Annotated in this window: 20 protein-coding genes; 2 read left to right on the top strand and 18 right to left on the bottom strand. The window is 38.7% G+C overall.

The features are described from left to right. Positions 1-36 precede the first annotated feature (36 nt). The 10 genes from hflC to citZ form a co-directional block, all read right to left on the bottom strand. The gene (hflC, locus tag ACIQ2D_RS10865) at positions 37-1047 is read right to left on the bottom strand and encodes a protease modulator HflC (RefSeq protein WP_402863695.1); all 1011 of its coding nucleotides are present in this window, start codon (positions 1045-1047) and stop codon (positions 37-39) included. Continuing rightward, the gene (gene hflK / locus ACIQ2D_RS10860) at positions 1047-2009 is read right to left on the bottom strand and encodes an FtsH protease activity modulator HflK (RefSeq protein ID WP_402863692.1); all 963 of its coding nucleotides are present in this window, start codon (positions 2007-2009) and stop codon (positions 1047-1049) included. The genes hflC and hflK overlap by 1 nt, the downstream gene beginning before the upstream one ends. A 91-nt stretch (positions 2010-2100) precedes the next feature. Beyond that, positions 2101-2814: an LrgB family protein gene (locus ACIQ2D_RS10855; RefSeq protein WP_402863689.1), complete on the bottom strand. Its 714-nt coding sequence runs from the start codon at positions 2812-2814 to the stop codon at positions 2101-2103. Then, a complete protein-coding gene (locus ACIQ2D_RS10850; protein WP_402863686.1) occupies positions 2811-3179 on the bottom strand; it encodes a CidA/LrgA family holin-like protein in 369 nt (122 codons plus the stop codon). The genes ACIQ2D_RS10855 and ACIQ2D_RS10850 overlap by 4 nt, the downstream gene beginning before the upstream one ends. A 241-nt stretch (positions 3180-3420) precedes the next feature. Next, the gene (pnpS, locus tag ACIQ2D_RS10845) at positions 3421-4974 is read right to left on the bottom strand and encodes a two-component system histidine kinase PnpS (protein ID WP_402863683.1); all 1554 of its coding nucleotides are present in this window, start codon (positions 4972-4974) and stop codon (positions 3421-3423) included. Then, entirely contained in the window at positions 4971-5687 is a 717-nt protein-coding gene (locus ACIQ2D_RS10840; protein WP_402863680.1) for a response regulator transcription factor, read from the bottom strand. The genes pnpS and ACIQ2D_RS10840 overlap by 4 nt, the downstream gene beginning before the upstream one ends. A 60-nt stretch (positions 5688-5747) precedes the next feature. After that, a complete protein-coding gene (locus tag ACIQ2D_RS10835) occupies positions 5748-6182 on the bottom strand; it encodes a MaoC/PaaZ C-terminal domain-containing protein (protein WP_402863677.1) in 435 nt (144 codons plus the stop codon). Positions 6183-6343: 161 nt separating this feature from the next. After that, a complete protein-coding gene (mdh, locus tag ACIQ2D_RS10830; RefSeq protein WP_402863675.1) occupies positions 6344-7282 on the bottom strand; it encodes a malate dehydrogenase in 939 nt (312 codons plus the stop codon). A 123-nt stretch (positions 7283-7405) separates the two neighbouring features. Then, positions 7406-8668, bottom strand: coding sequence for an NADP-dependent isocitrate dehydrogenase (gene icd, locus ACIQ2D_RS10825; RefSeq protein WP_402863672.1), 1263 nt, complete (start codon positions 8666-8668; stop codon positions 7406-7408). 80 nt (positions 8669-8748) lie between these two features. Continuing rightward, complete coding sequence (gene citZ / locus ACIQ2D_RS10820) at positions 8749-9864, bottom strand: citrate synthase (RefSeq protein ID WP_402863670.1); 1116 nt, start codon at positions 9862-9864, stop codon at positions 8749-8751. A 254-nt stretch (positions 9865-10118) separates the two neighbouring features. On the opposite strand from citZ, the gene ACIQ2D_RS10815 reads away from it, so the two are divergent. Then, positions 10119-11084, top strand: a complete 966-nt coding sequence (locus ACIQ2D_RS10815) for an AI-2E family transporter (protein WP_402863668.1) — start codon at positions 10119-10121, stop codon at positions 11082-11084. Here ACIQ2D_RS10815 and ACIQ2D_RS10810 read toward each other — a convergent pair. From ACIQ2D_RS10810 to ACIQ2D_RS10775, 8 genes are all read right to left on the bottom strand, one after another. Beyond that, on the bottom strand, positions 11068-11457 hold the full coding sequence (locus ACIQ2D_RS10810; RefSeq protein ID WP_402863665.1) for an FxsA family protein: 390 nt from the start codon (positions 11455-11457) through the stop codon (positions 11068-11070). The two genes, ACIQ2D_RS10815 and ACIQ2D_RS10810, sit on opposite strands and share 17 nt — an antisense overlap. 701 nt (positions 11458-12158) lie before the next feature. Further along, positions 12159-13919, bottom strand: coding sequence for a pyruvate kinase (gene pyk / locus ACIQ2D_RS10805; RefSeq protein WP_402863662.1), 1761 nt, complete (start codon positions 13917-13919; stop codon positions 12159-12161). A gap of 27 nt (positions 13920-13946) precedes the next feature. Beyond that, positions 13947-14906 carry a 6-phosphofructokinase gene (pfkA, locus tag ACIQ2D_RS10800; protein ID WP_402863659.1) on the bottom strand — a complete coding sequence of 320 codons (960 nt, stop codon included), beginning with the start codon at positions 14904-14906 and terminating at the stop codon, positions 13947-13949. A 166-nt stretch (positions 14907-15072) separates the two neighbouring features. After that, positions 15073-16026 carry an acetyl-CoA carboxylase carboxyltransferase subunit alpha gene (locus tag ACIQ2D_RS10795; RefSeq protein ID WP_402863656.1) on the bottom strand — a complete coding sequence of 318 codons (954 nt, stop codon included), beginning with the start codon at positions 16024-16026 and terminating at the stop codon, positions 15073-15075. Further along, entirely contained in the window at positions 16019-16885 is an 867-nt protein-coding gene (gene accD / locus ACIQ2D_RS10790) for an acetyl-CoA carboxylase, carboxyltransferase subunit beta (RefSeq protein ID WP_402863653.1), read from the bottom strand. Before accD ends, ACIQ2D_RS10795 begins: the two co-directional genes overlap by 8 nt. Positions 16886-16915: 30 nt before the next feature. Further along, entirely contained in the window at positions 16916-17548 is a 633-nt protein-coding gene (locus tag ACIQ2D_RS10785) for a FadR/GntR family transcriptional regulator (RefSeq protein WP_402863650.1), read from the bottom strand. A 154-nt stretch (positions 17549-17702) separates the two neighbouring features. Continuing rightward, positions 17703-20780, bottom strand: coding sequence for a DNA polymerase III subunit alpha (gene dnaE / locus ACIQ2D_RS10780; RefSeq protein WP_402863647.1), 3078 nt, complete (start codon positions 20778-20780; stop codon positions 17703-17705). 19 nt (positions 20781-20799) lie between these two features. Then, a complete protein-coding gene (locus tag ACIQ2D_RS10775) occupies positions 20800-21747 on the bottom strand; it encodes a DHH family phosphoesterase (protein WP_402863644.1) in 948 nt (315 codons plus the stop codon). 90 nt (positions 21748-21837) lie between these two features. Here ACIQ2D_RS10775 and ACIQ2D_RS10770 point away from each other — a divergent pair, with 90 nt between their 5' ends. Next, complete coding sequence (locus ACIQ2D_RS10770) at positions 21838-22143, top strand: YtpI family protein (RefSeq protein ID WP_402863641.1); 306 nt, start codon at positions 21838-21840, stop codon at positions 22141-22143. Positions 22144-22386 lie beyond the last annotated feature (243 nt).

The raw sequence follows: 22386 nt of genomic DNA, 5'->3' as shown, positions 1-22386 counted from the left end.
TCCCCACTTTCACAAACCCCTGCATGGCTTGCTAGTTTATTCTAAGTGACCCGACAACATTTTGGCATATGGTGAAGTTGATGGCAAAATAATAACCGTCTCTTCCCCAATAGTTTTCTTATAGGATTCTAGTGTACGATACAGCGAATAGAATTCAGGGTCTTGCGAGAACGATTTATTATAAATTTTCGCAGCCTCGGCTTCACCATCCGCTTGTATCAATGCAGCATCCTTATTTGCTTTTGCCAGCATTTCTTGAACTTCTCTATCTGTTTGTGCCTCCATACGACGCTTCTCCGCATCACCTTCTGATAAATACTTTTGAGCAATCGATTCACGTTCTGACACCATATTCGTAAATACAGACTTCTCATTTTCAGCTGGCAAGTCGATACGACGAATACGTACATCGACTACTTCTATACCATAATTATCTTTTGCTAATAATTCATTGACACTTGCTGTCACGCTTTCGTTAATGCCCCCACGCTTTGAGTCTTTTTCACTTATAATATCTTTGTATTTAATCTGACCAAGCTCTGTACGAATGACCGAATAGATGAATTCCTCCATACGAGATTCTACCTTTTCAATTGTCCCAGCATTTGAAATTAAAAGCTTTGGATCTGTAATACGCCATACCGCATAATTATCAATAATAATACGTTTTTTATCCTGTGTATTAATCTCCTCTTCTGAAATTTCGTATGTCATTTGGTTTTTCGGTAATCTCGTCACACTTTGAATAAACGGCACCTTCATGTTCAATCCAGGTTCACTTTCAAATTTCACCACTTCCCCAAATTGACGAACAACGACATACTCAGATTCTTTTACAATATAAACATTCGCAAATAAAATAACTGCAATTGCGAAAATGACTGTTAACGTCACAGCAAGGGAAATATATTTCTTTGGATTCATCGGGCTCTTATTGGACATTTTCACAACATTATCACCAGTGTTTCCTTCAGTAGAAGCGGGTTTTTTAGTTTTCCCAGATAAAAAATTCAGAAATTTTTCAAGATCATTATTCTTTTGGTCCATTAGTTACCGCCCCCTTCTTTTTTCTCCGTTGGTGGTGGTGGTGATTGTAGTCCGGGTAGTGGTAAGTACTTCATCGTGCTACCATCATCATTCATAATGTAAAGTTGCGCTTTCGGTAAAACGTTTTCAAGTGTTTCTAAAATAAGTCGCTCACGCGTAATTTGTTGATTGCCTTTATACTGTTCATACATTTTATTGAAGACCGCTACATCCCCTTGTGCCTGCTCGATACGTGCAGTTTTTGCACCTTCTGCTTTGGAGATAATGGCATCCTTTTCACCTTGTGCCTCGTTAATGCGCTTATTCACATATTTTTCTGCTTCATTTATCTTCGTATTTTTTGTTTCAAGTGCATCTGTTACCGCTGTAAAAGCTGCTCGAACGTCTTTGTTTGGTAGCTCAACATCCTGTAATTTCACACCTAAAATACTGACGCCAATATCATATTTTTCAATAAGAGAGACAAGTAAATCACGTGTTTTAGCCTCGATATCGCCTTTGCCATCTGTTAACGCAGCATCAATGCCTGAGCTGCCAATAATTGAGCGAATGGCACTTGATGTAGCGCTATGTAAAATTTTCTCTGGATTTTGTGCATTGAATAAGTATTTACGTGGATCTGTAATTTTCCATTGAACAACTAGATCTGTTAAGACGATGTTGTCATCACCTGTAATCATTTTCGTTTCAGCATCATAAGCCTCTAACTCACCTTCTTTGTTTTGCTTATAACCAAACTGTAAGCTAAATGTTTCTTTCGATAATATTTCAACTGACTGCACAGGCCAAGGTAATTTAAAGTGCAAACCAGAATCCGTCACCGTTTCGTCTGCTCGACCAAATGTGATTACAACCGCCTGTTCTGATTCATCCACCGTGTACCACGACGTAAATACCGCGATGAGTGCCACGATGCTAAAAATCCCAAGTCCCACCATCATTAGTGTCTTTTTTACACTCATGTCTGTTCCTCCCTTAAGCTTTGTACTACTCTCTACGGAAGGAAATGTGAAAAAGTTTCATAATTCTCAAATAAAAATAGCCTACTACCCATTAAGGTAATAAGCTATTCATCACGAGTTGTTCAAAAACTGGGAATAATGTCGTTGATAAGACAATACTTATTAGCGCAGCGACCACCATCGCAAGACTCGAAAACGTACCTTCCAGCTCTCCAAACTCAAAAGCTTTCGATGTTCCCGTACCATGTGCACCCATCCCGAGCATTAAACCTTTCGCAGATGGCGTATTAAAATGACATGCTCGTATTAACATCGGTGCTAGTAAAGCCCCAAGAATACCAGTCGTCATGACAAAAACTGCCGTTAGTGTTGGCGAACCACCAATCATCGTTGAAATATCCATCGCAATCGGTGTTGTGACAGAGCGCGGCACTATACTATATGTGAGTTCATCATTTAATCCTATAAGTAACGCCAGTACAAATGACGAGGTGATGGCCACAGTAGAACCAACCGTAATACTTACTATGATTTCAAGTGCATGTTTTTTTAATAGACCAATATTTTTATAAATCGGCACAGCAAAAGCGACTGTTGCCGGACCAAGTAAATTCGATAAAACATGACCACCTGCATTATACATTTCATAAGGTATACCAGTTACGAGCAAAATCAGAATGACCACCAAGGGTGTTATAAGTATAGGTGTTAGCCAAGCCTTCCCAAATTTTACGTAAACGGTTTTACTGCCATAAAAGATAGCAATTGTGCCAAGCAAGCTAACAACTGCTACTAAAAAAGTCATACAGCGTCACCTTTTTTTCTATGTCCAAATAACTTCGCCATATAGCCCGTTGCAAGCATAACAACAATCCCGCTACCAACAATCACCGCTATCACTTTCATGCCCTGCACACCAAAAAGTGTATCGTAATCAATTACCCCTATGGCCGACGGAATAAAAAATAGTAATAGCTCACTTAACAGTAAACCCGCCCCAAGCTCTATCCATTCAAGCTTTATAATTTTAAACTGCAGCAGGAAAAATAATAGCCCCAGTCCAATAATGCTCCCCGGAATTGGAATATGTAGTAAACTCGAAATACTATTCCCAACAAATAATATGATATAAAGGTATCCAATTTGCAGGATACTTTTTGCAAACCTCATTGTAATCCTTCTTTCAAACTTATTATTCTTATATACTTTACACCCATTTAACGAAAGAGTACAACAGTAAAAAAACCTGAGCGCATCTGCATCCAGGTCTCTACAAACATTTATTTGTCTTATTATACTTTAAAGGGGGTTTCTAAAATTGATTATAGCCCCCTAATATAAAGCTACTATTTTGCTATTGTAAATATTTCGTAAACTTTTAAAACTAATTCAGGCACAAAAACTCAGTGCATCAATTCAATTCATCCGGTGAATGTTTTGGAATAGACACGATCATTTTCGTCCCCTTACCTACTTCACTTTCTACCAGAATGCGCCCATGATGCGCTTCCACTAAGTGCTTTACAATGGCTAATCCTAGCCCTGTCCCACCAGAATTCCTGCTACGCGCACGATCTACACGATAAAAACGCTCAAAAACGCGTGGGATTTCATTTTTCTCAATTCCTATACCCTCATCTTCAATTTCAAGAATGCCATACTCCTCATTTTCCTTTAAACGTATCGTCACCGTCGTATCCTCCGGCGAATACGTAATGGCATTTGTAATTAAATTCATTACAATTTGAATAATACGGTTAGCATCACCCATTACTTGTACATCACGAGCAATATCAACGTTAAAGCTCATATTTTTCTCATCAAGACGCGGACTTGTAAGCTCTGCTCCTCGAATGAGTACTTCCTGCAAACTCATCGGCATAATATTGACTGTAAAGCCATGCTGCTCAATTTTAGATAATTCCAGTAAATCCTGAATAAGCATTTGTAGCCGATTACTTTCCTTATGAATAATTTCTAAAAACGATAGTAGCATCGTTTCATCTTTATAAGCTCCATCTAGTAATGTTTCTGAGAAACCCTTAATTGAAGTAATTGGTGTACGTAGTTCATGCGATACATTCGCTACGAAATCTTTTCGTATTTGTTCAAGACGTACGAGCTCCGTAACATCGTGCATGACAACAACGACACCGAGCCAGCGACCATGGTCTCCAATTACCGGTGCACCGTATACTTCTTTATTGTAAAACTCCTGTTGTACTTCCATCTTTATTTGCTGGCGGTACGGCATTTCCGTTAGAAAAACGTGGTCAATAAACTGCTCCAATGACTTCGGTAATCCAATCGTACGGAATACTTTCCCTTCTACATCCTCTAACGGCATACCAAAGTGATCTAAAAACACCCGATTCACAATCGATACATTTCCTTCTCTACCAATCATCATCAGCGAACTACCCATGTTTTCGATTAACGTTTTCAGGCGTTCTTCCTCGACCTCTCGAATTGTCGTAATGTCCTGTAGATTACGGGCCAAAATATTGATGGAATGACTTAGTGGCATCAAGCGTTCCTGCTCATTTTCATGGGCTCTAGCACGATAATTACCTTTAGCTAATTCAAGTGCCGTTTCGGTTACATTATCGATTGGTTCTGCGAAATTACGAATCATATAGCGAGTAATAATGCCGAGTAACAAAATCGTAATGATAAATAAGATTGCGAGTACCGCCAAAAGACGTGTCTGAATATACGAAAGTAATTGCTTATCCGTTTCTTTGGTTTGTACCGCATTCAGTGCAGCTTTATCATCTTCAGATAAATTGAATTGCCTATCTTCTATAACCTTAATCATTTCTTCTTGAATGTCAGCGCTTCTCTGAGAATTGTATTGCTCTAGATAAACAGGAAAAAGCTGACCTATGACAAGAACTAGGACAGCTAGTATCGTTCCAAGCAATAGCATGAACGTCAAGAATAAGCGGGTGCTCATTGATTTCATGTCGTTTTTGGCTCCTCAAACTTATAGCCAAGACCACGAATCGTTTTTATAAATATTGGCTTACGGCTATTTTCTTCGATTTTATCGCGCAAATGACTAATATGCACATCTACAATACGAGTATCACCTGCAAAATCGTATTTCCATACTGCACTTAATAGCTGATCACGTGTTAACACACGGTTTTTATTTTCTAATAAATAAATAAGCAATTCAAATTCCTTTGGGGTGAATTCTAGTGCCACATCTTGTAAAAATACTTCGAAGCGCTCAGGATATACACGTAGGTGCCCAAATTCATACATTTTCTCTTTTAAGTCATCTTTATCTTCTATTACTGTACTTTGTGAAAATCTTCGTAACACTGCCTTTACACGTGCTAACAATTCACGAGGACTAAATGGCTTCGTCATATAATCATCAGCGCCAAGCTCTAAACCAAGCACTTTATCGAACTCATCGTCTTTTGCTGTTAGCATAATAATTGGTGTGTTCATGCGTTGCTGGCGGATTTGTTTACATACTTCAGTGCCATCCAGCTTTGGTAACATTAAATCCAGTAGCACTAAATCAGGCTGAATAGCAACTGCCTTATCTAATCCTTCTTGCCCATCTTGCGCCGTTTCCACCGCATAACCAGCTTGTTCTAAATTATATTTTAGTAAGGTTGCAATTGAATATTCATCTTCTACAACTAGAATTGTTTTTGTCATGTCTAATGCCTCCGATAGTGATTTGAAACCCCCATTTCAAATCATCAAGACGTGTTAATCTTAAAGTGGTGGTGTAACAGTTAAGTTTCCTTCGATGACAAGCTTCTTGTTCTCATCGTAAGAGTGGACTGACACATTTATCGTATTATTTTCTTTGTTCACTTCTGTAACTTCTAAAAACGTATCAAATAATTCATAATGATAGAGCGGTCCTAAATATTTTAGATGCTGTTCAATAATACGTGCACCAGGCCCTGGAATGTATTTAGATACAGCAGACGTGATAATGCCATTTAGCATAATCGTAGGCACAATCGGCTTTTTAAAAGGCGTTGTCGCTGCATAATCATGCTGAATATAGAGTGGATTACTATCATTCGTCAATCCTAAATAAAGAAGTAAATCTTTATCTTCTATTTTTTCAGTAATTTGAATCTTCTCGCCAATCGTAATTTCATCAATAGTGAGACCAATTTTACTGTTCTTTTGAAGCAATGACACGCCAACCCCTTTTCTCTCATATCTACTTTCATAGTATCAATTTTTTTCTAAAAGCACAATGAAAAGCCAAATCCAAGCTATGGTTATGTATATGCTCATAGAAGACAAAAAAATCGAACTGGAATGGATTCCCGCTCGATTTCATAAACATACTATTAAGATAGAACTTCCATAACTGCTTTAACAGCATTAGCAGAGTTATCTAACGCAGCTTTTTCTTTTTCAGTTAATTCTAGCTCAAAGATTTTCTCGATACCGTTAGCACCAAGTAAAGTTGGAACGCCTAGGTAGATATTCTCATAGCCATATTCGCCTTCAAGAAGCGCGATTGAAGGAAGTATACGTTTTTGATCTTTCAGGATTGCTTCAGCCATTTCAATAAGAGCAGCAGCCGGAGCATAATATGCAGAACCATTACCAAGAAGGTTTACAATTTCAGCACCACCGTTACGAGTACGGTCAACGATTTCTTCTAAACGCTCAGGAGCGATTAAAGTTTCTAGCGGAATACCACCAGCGAATGAATAACGCGTAAGTGGAACCATCGTGTCACCGTGACCACCTAGTACAAAACCAGTGATGTCTTTAACAGAGATATTTAGTTCTTCAGCAATGAATGAACGGAAACGGGCTGTATCAAGTACACCAGATTGACCGATTACACGGTTTTTAGGGAATCCAGTTTCTTTATATACAGTGTAAGTCATAGCATCCACTGGGTTAGTTAATACAAGGATTGTTGCTTCTGGAGAGTATTTAGCGATTTCTTTAGATACAGATTTCATAACGCCTTGGTTGATTTGCACTAAATCGTCACGGCTCATACCTGGCTTACGAGCAATACCTGCTGTGATGATTACAATATCAGAACCAGCAGTATCTTCATAGTTAGAAGTACCAATTACTGAAGAATCAAAACCTTGGATTGGAGAAGCTTCGAACATATCAAGAGCTTTACCTTTTGTAGGATTTTCTGCTTGTGGAACGTCAACTAATACTACATCACCAAGTTCTTTTTGTGCTGCTAGGAATGCTGCCGTAGCGCCAGTGAAGCCGCCGCCAATAACTGAGATTTTTTTACGTTTCAAAGTCATTTTTAATACGCTCCTTTTGTTTGGGTTTTTATGTTTTAAAAAAGGGAGGAGATTAATTCTCCTACCCTCTATTAAACAAATATATATTAGACACTTATCGAATTACAATAATTTATCTAAAGATTATAGGTTGCCGATTAAAGCATCAGCAAATTTAGAACATGAAACTTCTGTAGCGCCGTCCATTAAACGAGCGAAGTCATAAGTTACAACTTTAGAAGAGATTGTTTTCTCAACAGATGTGTTGATCATGTCAGCAGCTTCTTGCCATCCTAAATGTTCAAGCATTAATACGCCTGAAAGTAATACTGAAGATGGGTTAACTTTATCTAAGCCAGCATATTTTGGAGCTGTACCGTGAGTAGCTTCGAAGATCGCGTGACCAGTTACATAGTTAATGTTTGCGCCTGGAGCGATACCGATACCACCAACTTGTGCAGCTAATGCATCAGAAATATAGTCACCATTTAAGTTCATTGTAGCTACTACATCGAACTCTTTTGGACGAGTTAGGATTTGTTGTAAGAAGATATCAGCGATAGAATCTTTAATTAAGATTTTTCCTGATGCTAAAGCGTCAGCTTGTGCTTTGTTTGCAGCTTCTTCACCTTGTTCAGCTTTAATAGCGTCATATTGGTTCCAAGTGAATGTTTGATCAGCAAATTCAGTTTCAGCTAATTCATAACCCCATTTTTTGAATCCACCTTCAGTGAATTTCATGATGTTACCTTTGTGAACTAATGTCACAGATGGACGGTTATGTTTGATTGCATATTCGATAGAAGAACGTACTAAACGCTCAGTACCTTCTTTAGATACTGGTTTCACACCGATACCTGAAGTTTCTGGGAAACGAATTTGTTTTACATTAAATTCAGATTGTAAGAAGTTAATGATTTTTTGAGCTTGTTCAGAGCCTGCTTCGAATTCGATACCAGCGTAGATGTCTTCTGTGTTTTCGCGGAAGATTACCATATCAACGTCTTCTGGGCGTTTAACTGGAGAAGGTACTCCGTCAAAGTGACGTACTGGACGTAAGCAAACATATAGGTCTAGTTGTTGACGTAATGCTACGTTTAGAGAGCGGATACCACCACCGATTGGCGTAGTAAGAGGACCTTTAATTGCGATTAAGTATTCATTAATTTTGTCTAGAGTTTCTTGTGGTAACCATTCACCTGTTTGGTTGAATGCTTTTTCACCAGCTAGAACTTCTAACCATTCGATTTTCTTTTCGCCGTTGTAAGCTTTTTCAACAGCTGCATCGATTACACGAGATGCTGCAGCCCAAATATCAGGACCGATACCGTCACCCTCGATGAATGGAATTACTGGATTGTTTGGTACGTTAAGTACGCCATTTTCAACTACGATTTTGTTTGTCATTGTTGTTGCCTCCTAAATTCATAATCATAGGACTGTGTTAACTACAACACAGTCCCAAACATTTTAGCATATTTTCCTAATTAGCGCTCGCTGATTGGAATATATTTCTGCATACCTGGTCCAACATATTCTGCACGTGGACGGATAAGACGGTTATTAGCATACTGTTCAAGAATGTGTGCTACCCAACCAGAAGTACGTGATACAGCGAAAATTGGTGTGAATAGATCATGATCAATACCTAATGAATCATAAACCGATGCAGAGAAGAAATCTACGTTAGCTGGTAGTTTTTTCTGTTCAACAATCATATCATGGATTTTAACTGACATTTCATATAGTTCCGGTTTACCAGTTAATTCAGTTAATTTTTGTGACATTACACGTAAATGCGGCGCACGTGGATCACCTTTGCGGTATACGCGGTGACCGAAGCCCATGATTTTCTCTTTGTTATCTAACTTAGTCTGAATATAAGATTCAACATTAGCAAGTGAACCTATTTCAGATAACATTTTCATAACTTGCTCATTTGCACCACCATGAAGTGGTCCTTTTAATGCACCGATAGCTGCAGTTACACCAGAATAAACATCTGAAAGTGTCGCTACACATACGCGTGCTGTAAATGTTGATGCGTTTAATTCATGGTCAGCATGTAAAACTAAAGCTTTATCGAATGCTTCAACTTCGATTGCTGCTGGCTCTTCACCTTTTAACATATATAGGAAGTTTGCTGCATAACCTAGTTCTGGTTTTGGCGCGATTGGCTCTAAACCTTTACGAACGCGTGCAAATGCAGTTACTGCTGTAGCAATCTTAGCTTGTAGACGGATAGCTTTACGGTAGTTAGCTTCTGGATCCATTACATCTGCTTCTTCATCGAATACACCAAGTAAAGATACTGCAGTACGTAATGCAGCCATTGGATGTACAGTTGAAAGTGGGTATGATTTGAATTGGTCTACAATTGCTTGTGGAATAGACATGTTGTCTGCCAATTGTTGTTTTAATTCAGCTAGCTCGTCCTCTTTTGGTAAACGAGTGTGCCATAACAAATAAATTACCTCTTCAAACGATGCATTAACCGCTAAATCATCAATGTCGTAACCAACATATGTAAGTGTGTCATCGATAATTGAACTGATTTTAGATTCCGCTGCTACGATACCTTCTAAACCTTTTGTTGCTGACATAAATTATCGCTCCCTCATACTTTGTAATTTTTGTGTAAGTGCTTTCTATTTCATGAACACTTACGTTTTCTGCTCATTTAAACCATTAATTAAATCGCTTACATTGTTATTATAATCATTTTTGACAGCTTTGTGAATGCCATTCCTTTAAATTAAGAAAAAAACGTACGAGCGACCGTAATTTTACATTTAAGAGTTTTTTGAGAACATTTTGACAATATACAATCATTTAAATAGAGGTGATTTTGTAAAAAATGAAGAATTTTAAGTATTTTTCATACGAAAGATCTATAAACATAACACTTTTTCTTTTTTACTTCCTGGTTCTTTGGTTTGTATTGCCAGTATCTCTCGCGATTTTTTTATCTTTTTCTACTTATCCTATAATAAATTTCTTACACAAATATTGCAAAATCGCCTACTGGCTTGCAGCAATTATCGTAGAAATCCTCATACTTTCAAGTATTATTCTCCTAATCATTATTACAATCAACAGTATTATACTTATTTTCCCTGAAATACGAGATACACTTCAAAATTTCCACTTATTCACGGAATACGAATCTCTATTCATACAAGTTCTTCAAGAAAAATCACTGTCGATTTTCGATTCTATCCTTGTATACACAGCTAATATTCTACAACTTTTCATGAAGCATCTCATAGAAGTATTTATCTTCCTTGTTGCTTATTACATTGCGCTACTTGAAACAAGAAAATCTCGCTACTGGTTCTTCCAATACGTGCCGAAAAAATATCGTGTCGAATGGCAATCTCATTTTTCAAAAATAATGAAACTATTTCATTACTTTTTGTTTGTAGAATTCCAACTATTCACAATTACGTTATTCATATTATGCGCTGGCTTCATGCTGTTTCAATTTGAGAATGCGATTATTAAAGCATTTGTCGTTGCATTCGCTGATGTACTGCCGTTTTTTGGAATCGGAGTATTCCTCATCCCCATGAGTATTTATTTTTACTTCAATGGCAATACATTTTTATGTGTCTCTATTTTACTGTTATATTTATTCGTACAATTAACAAGGCAGCTAGCTGATTCTATGCTCTGGTCCAATACGCTACAATTACGTACTGTCCATACATTTTTCATCAGTGCTGCCTCAATTTTATTATTCGGTTTTTACGGTATTTTGTTAAGTCCGTTATTTTTATTCCTTGCAGTTAAGCTAAAGGAAAATGCTATCTTTGAACGATAATGAACTGACCGTTTTTCATTTTTTTACGCATCCAGTAAAAGGCTAACGGTTGGAACATTTTACGTGTAATTGGCAATAGCAACAGCAGACCTAGAGTATCTGTTAAAAATCCTGGTAGTGCTAATAATAACCCACCACTAAAATTCAACATGGCATCTATAACAGCAGGACCTGGTGCTTCACCACGTGCTAAAGAGTTTTTCACTTTTTGGACCGAATTCATACCTTTATTTTTTGCTACATATATACCGATGACACTTGTTCCAACAATTAATAACAATGTACTAAGTACACCAATTTTTTGCCCAATAAATATTAATAACGCCAATTCGGCTAATGAATAAACAACGAAACTAAGAAAGATTTTCTTCATTTTTCTTCTCCTTTCGCATAAAAAAAACGCTTACCTCTTATACGTTATTATAGCCCAATAAGTTTCACCTATAAAAGAAAAAGCTCTAGTACAAGTTTCATACTAGAGCTTTTCATTCTGTTGAGAAAGTAGAAATTACGTGAATAAATCGTTCTTAAAAATGGTCTCTACACCTAAATCCGTACTTGAAAGCTCCTTTAACTACAGTAACAGGGGGTGATTTCCGTTTCGGCTGGGCGCTTTCCGGGGGGCGTCCGATGAGCCACTTCACTCGGCAAGCAATCTAAAATTAATCTGTACTTTCATCAAACTCTATCCTTAACTTAGGAGGATGAATAGAAATTTTCAAGTAATATCATCAGTTCACTGCAAGATGACCATCTGCACAGTAGTCCTCTTCTCTTCATTAAAAATTAGATTGTTCCACTTTCTTTTACTATTTTGATAAGAAAATTCTAGTTGATTGGAGTGGAAGGCGGCGACTCCTAGGGGATCAGCGAGCAACTTGAGACCCTGCAGGAGCGTAAGCGACGAAGCGGCTCAAGGCTCGCCCCCTGGAACGCGTCCACCTGTAACGGAAATCAACGGGGCCTTTGAACAAACTTTCATAAACGTCCACCAAGAATTCATTGATGTAATTGTTTTTCAACAATGTGAAAAGCTCTAGTACAAGTTTCGTACTAGAGCTTTTCATTTACATTTTATAGAACACTTGCATGTCCTTTATAAATAACGCCTGTTTCAGCATCCATTGTAATTTCTTGTCCGTGGCGGATTAATGTTGTTGCCTCTTTCACTCCAACAATAACTGGAATACCAAGACTTAAACCAACAACTGCTGCATGACTTGTAAGTCCGCCTTCTTCAGTAATTAGTCCGACACAGTTTTCAAGAGCTGGCATCATGTCACGATCTGAGCCAACTGTAACTAAAATGTGACCTTCTGTCTCATAGGCAAGTGCTTCTGCAGCATTTTTTGCAATAACAGTTTTGCCAACTACAGAGGCTTTACCGATTCCTTGACCACGTGCAAGTAAATCGCCGATGATATGAACTTTCATCAAGTTCGTTGTGCCTGCTTCACCAACTGGTACACCAGCTGTGATGACAACTGCATCACCGTGATTTACAAAACCATGTTTCAAGCTTTCATCTACAGCTAACTCTAAAATTTCATCAGTTGAAGTAACACGTTGACAAACAACTGGCTGCACACCCCATACAAGTGTTAACATTTGCGCTGAATTCACAGAACCAGTTACTGCTATGATTGGCACACCTGGACGATATTTAGCAATCATTTTTGCAGTGTTACCACTTTCAGTTGGCGCAAGTACAGCTTTTACGCCTAAGTTGATAGAAGTATAAGCAACAGCTTGCGAAATTGCCTCTGTCATGTTTGCTTCTTTTTCACGGCTACGTTTTGACACAATTTGTCTGTAGTCTAAAGAATTTTCTGTACGTACAGCAATTTTATTCATCGTTTGCACAGATTCAACAGGGTAAAGTCCCGCTGCTGTTTCACCAGAAAGCATGATTGCGTCAGTTCCATCGATAATCGCATTCGCTACGTCACTCGCTTCAGCACGTGTTGGACGTGGATTACGTTGCATAGAATCTAACATTTGTGTTGCTGTAATAACTGGTTTACCCACTTGATTGCATTTTAAAATTAATTTCTTTTGTACTAGTGGTACTTCTTCGGCAGGAATTTCTACACCAAGGTCACCACGTGCAACCATTAAGCCGTCTGACACAGTAATGATTTCATCGATGTTATCGACACCTTCTTGGTTTTCGATTTTCGGGATAATTTGAATATGGCTACCACCATTTTGCTCTAATAATTCACGAATTTCTAACACGTCGCTTGCACGACGAACAAATGATGCGGCAATAAAGTCTACACCTTGCTTAATACCGAATAAGATATCTTGTGCATCTTTTTCAGTAATACCAGGAAGTTGTACAGATACACCCGGAACATTGACACCTTTTTTATTTTTTAAGACACCCGCATTTTCAACGATTGTATGGATTAAGCCCTTTTCCATATCTTTAGCTAGTACTCGTAATTCGATTAAACCATCGTCTAACAAGATAATAGAGTTTTGATCAACGTCTTCGATTAAACGATCGTAAGTTATTGAAAAGCATTTTTCTGTCCCTTCAACTTCAGTCATTGAAATATCAATCACTTGCCCTACAGATAGGTGAAGTTCACCATTGCGCATATTGTGCGTACGAATTTCAGGACCTTTCGTATCCAGTAAAATACCCACTGGTTTGCCTAATTTTTCTGCTACTTCACGAATTGTATTGATTCGACCTTCATGTTCTTCATGCGATCCGTGCGAAAAATTTAAGCGGGCAACGTTCATACCTGCTTCAATTAGCTTCTCTAAAGTTTCTGGTGACTCACTTGCTGGACCAATTGTACATACTATTTTCGTTTTTCTCATTATTTGCCCACTCCGTTTTTCACTAAATTATATTGAAAGTTCTTTCATCAATGTGTACAAGCTTACATCTGCTTCATGACTCTTTTTAAAAGCTTCTGGCATATCATAGTCAATTAATTGATGATTACGGATACCAACTGCTCTACCTGCTTTACCTTGCATTAGTAACTCTACTGCTAGTGCACCAAAACGACTTGCAAGTACGCGATCACGTGCTGTAGGGATTCCACCACGTTGTATATGACCTAATACAGACACACGAGTTTCAATGCCAATTTTATCTTTTAGCAATTTTGCTAACTCACTACCAGACATGACACCCTCAGCGACGATAATAATACTATGCTTCTTGCCGCGTGCAGCACCACGTTCTAATCTTGCAATAATTTCATCTAAATTATACTCTTCTTCAGGAATTAACACAGTTTCAGCACCTGCTGCAAGCCCTGCCCAAAGTGCGATATCACCCGCATCTCGTCCCATTACTTCGACAATGAAAGAATTCTCATGAGAATTCGCTGTATCACGGATTTTATCTATAGATTCTACTACTGTGTTGAGTGCTGTATCAAATCCAATCGTATACTCTGTACCTGGTATATCGTTATCAATTGTACCCGGTACTCCAACAACTGGGAACCCTTTATTCACCATTCCCATTGCACCACGATATGAACCGTCACCACCAATTACTACTAAACCTTCGATATCTGCAGCACGCAAATTCGCGATAGCTCGCTCTTGCGCAGCATCCTCTTTAAATTCAAGGCAACGTGCGGAGTATAATTTAGTACCTCCTCGTTGAATAATATCACCAACTGAACCTAAATCTAAAGGTTCCATACTACCATTCAACAATCCTTCATAGCCATGATTAATACCGACAACCTCAATTCCATGAAAAGCCGCCTTACGTACGACTGCACGAATTGCTGCATTCATTCCCGGTGCGTCTCCACCACTTGTTAAGACAGCAATCTTTTTCATAATCTAAGCACCTCCTGCACATATCTACTATTATTCACCTTATCACGAAAAAACAAACTACGAAAGTGCTCAAAAAAAACAAAAACATAACATTTACAAAAAAAAAATGAAAAGAATGCGTTAGCACGCATCCCTCCATCCAAGTTCTACCATTTGTAAAGTTCTGCTATTCGCCAAACTGACCTATTTTTTTAAACTTTTCATAACGATCTTCGACTAATTGCTCGGCATTGAAAGCTCCTAGTAATTTTAGTGTATCACTAATACACTCTTTTAAATACAGTGCTTGTTTAGCCACGTTTCGATGTGCACCACCTGCTATTTCTGGAATAATACCATCAATAACACCTAATTCTTTTAAATCTGGTGCTGTAATACGTAATGCCTCAGCAGCTTGCTTCGCTAAGCTTCCGTCTCTCCATAAAATTGAAGCAGCACCCTCTGGTGAAATAACCGAATACGTTGAGTTTTCCAACATAAAGACTCGGTTTGCAACACCTAAAGCAAGTGCCCCGCCGCTTCCACCTTCACCAATAACGATGCTAATAACGGGCACTTTTAAACCAGCCATTTCAATTAGATTACGTGCAATTGCTTCACTTTGTCCTCGTTCTTCCGCTGCTTTTCCAGGATAAGCACCCTTAGTATCAATGAAGCAAATGATAGGGCGATTAAATTTTTCAGCCTGCTTCATTAAACGAAGTGCCTTTCTGTATCCTTCTGGATGAGGCATCCCAAAATTACGTCGAATATTTTCTTTCGTCGATTTACCACGTTGATGACCAATAAGCGTCACTGGCTGTCCTTCAAAGAAAGCAATACCACCAATGATTGCTGCATCATCGCCAAAATTACGATCTCCGTGCAACTCAATAAAGTTTTCACACATTGCTTCTATATACTGTAACGTTGTTGGGCGTTCAGGATGACGAGCTACTTGTACACGATCCCATGGCTTCATGTTCGCATAAATGGATTGCTCCAACTGGGACAATCTCGTTTCAAGCTTTTCAATCTCCCCTGTCATATCTACTTCTGCCTCAGCAGCAATAGTTTTGAGTTCATCAATTTTCCCACGTAATTGCACAACCGGTTCCTCAAACGCTAATGTTTTAGACATGCTGAACGCCACCCTTCGTATGCATTTTCACGAGCATTGCGACTTGTTTCCTCATATCTTTTCGGTGGAAAATCGCATCAAGTTGACCATGTGCCAATAAAAACTCAGCAGTCTGGAAATCACTCGGCAATTTTTCTCGCACTGTCTCTTCAATAACACGACGACCAGCGAAACCAATAAGCGCTTGTGGTTCTGCAATATTAATATCGCCAACAGATGCAAAGCTTGCGGATACACCGCCTGTTGTTGGATGCGTTAAAATCGATATAAAAAGTAAACCTTGATCACTATGACGTTTTAAAGCTACACTTGTTTTTGCCATTTGCATTAGTGATAACACGCCTTCTTGCATACGTGCACCACCACTTGCCGTGAAAATAATAAACGGCACTCGCATTTCAGTTGCCTTTTCAACAGCACGTGTAATTTTCTCTCCCACGACAGACCCCATTGAGCCCATCCGGAAATGAGAATCCATAATAGCTACTACAATTTCTACGCCTTCTAATGTACCTACGCCAGTCAATACGGCTTCATTTAAGCCCGTTTTTTGCTGATCCACGGATACCTTTTCCACGTATGCTGGAAAATTCAAAGGATTGCTCGTTTGTAAATGATCGTCCATTGAAACAAATGAGCCTTCATCTAAGAAAATTGCTACACGTTCCTGTGCTTTCATTTTAAAATGATGACCGCATTTCACGCAAACATTATAGTGCTTTTCTAACTCTTTTGTTAGTTGAATATGACGACATTCTGAACACTTTGTCATTAATCCTTCAGGAAATGCCTTTTCTTGACCATCTTGTATCATTGTTTTCTTTTTACGATTACCACTAAATAAATCACGTATTGCCATTTTTGTATCCCCCTTTGTTGTATAAATGATTTAAGCAGTTTCCATCCATTTTTCGTATGCTTGTAATGCCTCTTTTTCAAACCCAAGCTGCATTGACTTTAGCATTGTTTGAATAATGAGCTTTTCCCCTTCCATTGAAAGGCGGTTTAAGCGGTCACCATCATACGCTACTAATTGAAACCAAATCTTTAGTGCAAGACGATTGCCTGAAGTAATCAATATTTCGCGTAAAATATCTCTACAATTCACCGCACCATCGATCTCTAGCCTAACAAAAAAGCTGTCCCACACAGGAAGTGTTCGTAATACCTCTGTACAGGTTATTACGCGAATTGCTTCCTTTTCATGAATTTGTCGCGTTAACTCGACATCTTTTTTTGATTTTTCATCTTCTAATATAAACATCGACAAAACTTCTACAAGCTGATGATTATGTGTGGTAGCAAGAAATGTTCCGCCACCATGTCTTGTTTCAATTAATCCTAGTAATTCTAAACTTCTCAGTGCTTCCCTTACAGATGAACGCCCGACACCCAATCGCTCTGAAAGTACTCGCTCAGATGGAAGCTTTCCACCAGATTGAATTTTTTCTACTTGAATAAGTTGACGAAGTTGATGCACGATTTCTAAAAAAACTTTTTTATTTTCGGTTTGTTTATCCATATGAAAACTCCCCTGTTACCATACTTACTTCTTCGGTCCAAAAGTGGTCTGACCACTTTTTACGATGACTATATCTTACAAAATAACAGTATAAATGTAAAGAAAAAACTGCATGGAATTCATGCAGTTTTTAAAATTTCTTTAATTTCAGTTATTATTTCGTCGTTTGTGCATGTTTTGCTTTCACCTGTTGCTTACCAAACCGCAATTCGAGAGTACCTTCAATGTAAAGTATCTCATCTTCTTGTAACATATCTTGTACAAGCTGGAACACTTGTGGAAACAGTGTTGCTGAAACGGAACTGTATTCATCTTGTAGTTGTACAAAAGCCATTTGCTCGCCTTTTTTCGTACGAATTACTTTCACTTCTTCAATCATTCCGATCATTTTGACAAGCGTTCCTTCACGCATTTGCTTGAGCTCTCGACATGTAGCATTGACTTCCTGCCATTGTAATCTTGCCTCTACAACTGGATGAGTAGAAATATAAAAGCCAAGGCTATCCTTTTCATGTTGCAGCATTTCTTTTCTTGGCATCGGTTCTGCTTGCATATATTTTGGTTTACCAAAGCTAAACGCCGTGGCCGACTCTAAATCAATATCATCAGTTGGACGAAGCAATTCTGCTTGCTTTACAGCCGCCTCTAATGTTGCAAGTAATACTGCTCGGTCTTTCCCTAAATAATCTAGTGCCCCTGCAAAAATTAATGATTCCATAATTTTTAGTTTAAAATGCTGTGCACTTAATAGAACCGCTAAATCAAACAAATTATCAAATGCAGATCGATTCTCTTTACGCAACATCATTAACTTATCTAAGAACGGCTGTGGTACACCTTTCACACCCGATAAGCTATAACGGATTCCTTCATTTTCAACAGTGAAGAACTTTGTACTTTGTAAAAGTGAGGGAGGATAAAATACGATTCCCTTATCTCTTGCCTCTGCAATAAGTTGCTGAATTTTGTCTGTATTTCCAGTAGCATTTGATAATAATGCTGCGTAAAAACTTTTCGGGAAATGCGCCTTTAAATAAGCCATGTGATAAGAAATTATACTATACGCTACGGCATGACTTTTCGGAAAACCGTAATCTGCAAAACGAACGATTAATGCATATACTTCCTCTGCTACCGCTAACTCATAGCCTTGCTGTATGGCACCACTTACAAACACCGCTCGTTGCTCCTCTAGCACTTCACGATTTTTTTTACTTACCGCTCGGCGTAATAAATCTGCCTGGCCCATCGTAAAGCCTGCCATCACCGAGGCAATGCGCATAATTTGCTCCTGATACACAATAACGCCAAAGGTCTCGCGTAAAATCGGCTCTAACACAGGATGCGGCAACACAACCAACTCCTTGCCAGCTTTACGCCTTGCGTACACAGGTATGAAATCCATCGGACCTGGACGATACAATGCATTGACGGCCACAATATCTAAAAAATGTGTTGGACAAATATCTCGTAATGCTTGACGCATTCCATCGGATTCTAATTGAAAAATTCCCGTCGTATCACCGGCTTGCAGTAACTGGAACGTCTTCTCATCGTGCATTGGAATTCGTTCAAACTCTATCCACGGGCCATCCGCTTTATAAATCGACCAGCGAATTTGCTCTAATATCGTTAAATTCCGCAAGCCTAAAAAATCCATTTTCACAAGCCCACTTGCTTCAACATCTCCCATCGGCCATTGTGTTAAATAAATACCATCATGTCCTTCTTCAATCGGTACTGTCTCTACTAAAGGCGTTGGTGCAAGTACAATTCCAGCAGCATGTGTTGACGCATTTCGCGGTAAGCCTTCTAACTTTAATGCCACATCAAACCACCGGCCATGCATTTCATTTTCTGCAATCCACTGTTGAAGTACTTGAGACTCTGCGTATGCTCTTTGTAGTGTTATGCCTGGTTTATTCGGAATCATTTTTGAGATTTTTTCGAGCGTTTCTGCTTCAAAACTAAAAACCCTTGCTACGTCTCTAGCAACAGCCTTTGCCGACAATGTCCCAAAAGTAATGATTTGTGCTACATTTGCCTTACCATATTTCTGTGCTACATATTGAATAACTTTTTGTCGTTTAGAATCTACAAAGTCAATATCAATATCCGGCAGTGTTACTCGTTCTGGATTTAAAAATCGTTCAAATAGTAGACCGTACATTAACGGATCGACTTGGGTAATTGATAAGCTATACGCCACAAGTGAACTTGCAGAGGAACCACGACCCGGACCTGTTAAAATACGATTCTCTTTCGCATAGCGCATAAAATCAGCTACGATTAGGAAATAATCCGCATACCCCATTGAGCAAATAACACCAAGCTCATAGTCGAGTCGTTCTTGATATTCCTGTGTTAATGGCTGCTGTAACCTAGCTGTTAGTCCTGCATAAGCCTCCTTCACGAGTAAACTCTCTGCTGTTTCTTCCGTTGGCACAGGGAATTTTGGCATCTGTATATGCACTTCTGGTATTTCAGCTGTACAGCTTATTAGCATACTCGCACTCTTTTCAAGCCATTCCGGTCGATCTAAAAACCAAGTATTCCACTCCTCTGATGTTGGAGCGAATTGCCCTTGCGAATCCGCAGTATACATTCCTTCATTAAGCTTTTCACCCGTGTCAATCGCTCTTGCTACCTCATAGGCGAAGTGATCCTCCGGTCGTAAAAAATAACAACAATGTGTAGCGCCAATCGCAATATTTTCAGCCGCACACCAAGAAACAATAGCCGCTTCTTGTTCAGAAACAGTTCCCAATGGTCTTGCTATGCCGACAAAAAATCGCTCACCAAAGACCGTATGTAGATTACTAGCAAAAGATTTCCAAGCCTCCATGTCCTCTTGGCGATCCGCACCAGTAAGCATTCCCATACACCCCGTCTGGTAGCCTTCAAGCCATTTCCACGGTAATACCTCATCTTGTCTAATAGACACAGCACTACTGATCTTTAATAAATTTTGATAGCCTTCCTGAGTTTGTGCATAAAGTACAAGAGCCATTTTCATATCCTGCCATTGCACTGTCACAGTTAATCCCATTACTACATGTAAGTTTGCTTGCTGCATTGCTTTACAAAAAGGCAAAAGCCCGTACAATTTCGTATTAACGATTGCACAGGCTTGTGTTTTTTGCTCTTGTAAAAATGGGATCAATTGTTCAAGTCGAATTGTACTCTGAAGCAAATCCGCGCTCGTATGCATTTGTGTGTATACATGTGTCAATAGTATCCCAACCTTTCATTTATGCGTTATACGCTGCACAAATTTCTTGTAAACGCTTTGTTACTCGTTCTGCTTCTCCCCAAGAATATGCTGTAGCACCTGAGGCAAGAGGGTGCCCACCACCATTAAATTCTTTCGCTAATGTATTAATAACAGGACCTTTAGAGCGTAGGCGCACGCGAATTTGATCTTCTTCTTCAATAAACACTACCCAAGCACAAATGTTTTTGACACTACCTAGACAGCCTACTAATAAAGAAGCTTCAGATGGTACTGCATCAAATTCAGCTAGTAAGCCTTTTGTTAGCTTTACATATGCAGCTCCGTTTTCATCCATTTCGAAATTTTGATAAATATAGCCTTGTAAATTGAGCAACTTACGGTCCATCTCATACATGCCGTCAAAAATTTGATTACGATCAAAATTATATGTAATTAGCTCACCAGCAATTTTAAATGTTTTGACCGTAGTGCTCGGAAATTGGAAACGTCCTGTATCCCCTACGATACCAGCAAATAAAAGTCTTGCTGATGTATCTGAGAGTTTCCAATTTGCCACGTCTTTTCCTTCTTCGAATAACTCATAGATCATTTCGCTACATGAGCTTGCATTTGTGTCCACCCAACGGAAATCACCATATGCATCATCATTTGGGTGATGGTCTATTTTAATCACCATTTTACCATTCGTATAACGTTGGTCGTCGACACGTTCAGTGTTTGCCGTATCTGTTACAATGACTAGCGCATCTTTATATACATCATCAGAAATTTGATCAGGCATAGCTAAAAACGACAAAGAAGTATCATGGTCTCCGACAGCATATACCTTTTTTTCTGGATAGTTTGCTAAAATCAGCTCTTTTAAACCCAATTGTGAGCCATATGCATCTGGATCTGGACGCACGTGGCGGTGAATAACAATAGTATCGTATTGTGCAATTGTGTCGATGATTTGTCTCTTCAAAATAGTTTCCTCCAAAATGATAGTAAAATCCGTTCGCATTTTCTCCAGTTTATCGTTACAATAATTACTAGTTATGCTAGGAGGTTTACTATGCTCAATTTAATTTTTGTCTTTGCGATTATTATATCGTTTGTTGTTTATTTTTACTTTAAAACAAAACAGTTTCGCTCAAAATTACCAATCGCTAAAAATTGGTATAAATGCAAAGCTAACGTAGGACTTGGCGCGTTTATTTTACTATTCGCACTAAACCAAGCTTATTTATTCCCTGGTTTATTTACATTTATAATTGTAGCAATTCTTGTCATTCTAGGCATCTTTGTTATTATAGAAAATGTCAAAAAAGTACGCCACTATGGACAATTTGTTGAAGAAGAATTCCAAATTAATCAATAAACCTATCAATTTCGCCTTGGCGTAATTGCGTCCAGATTTTGAATTGTGCTTAGGCCTGCGTGATGCAGGTCAGTTAGCTGTTGCCGCATGGATGCGACGTACTTAGGCTAACTTCTTCTTTAAACTCCTTTCAAAATCTGTGACATCCGCCGGAGGCTTAATCTTCATTCAGCAGGCGTTTGCTGCTGACGCTTCGCTTTCGCGCACAAAACATCTGGACACCCACTGAAAAAGAAGACTAAT

It is taken from the genome of Lysinibacillus sp. NPDC097287 (genome assembly GCF_044761695.1).
Taxonomy (GTDB): domain Bacteria; phylum Bacillota; class Bacilli; order Bacillales_A; family Planococcaceae; genus Lysinibacillus.
This window is presented reverse-complemented; position numbering and strand designations above follow the sequence as displayed.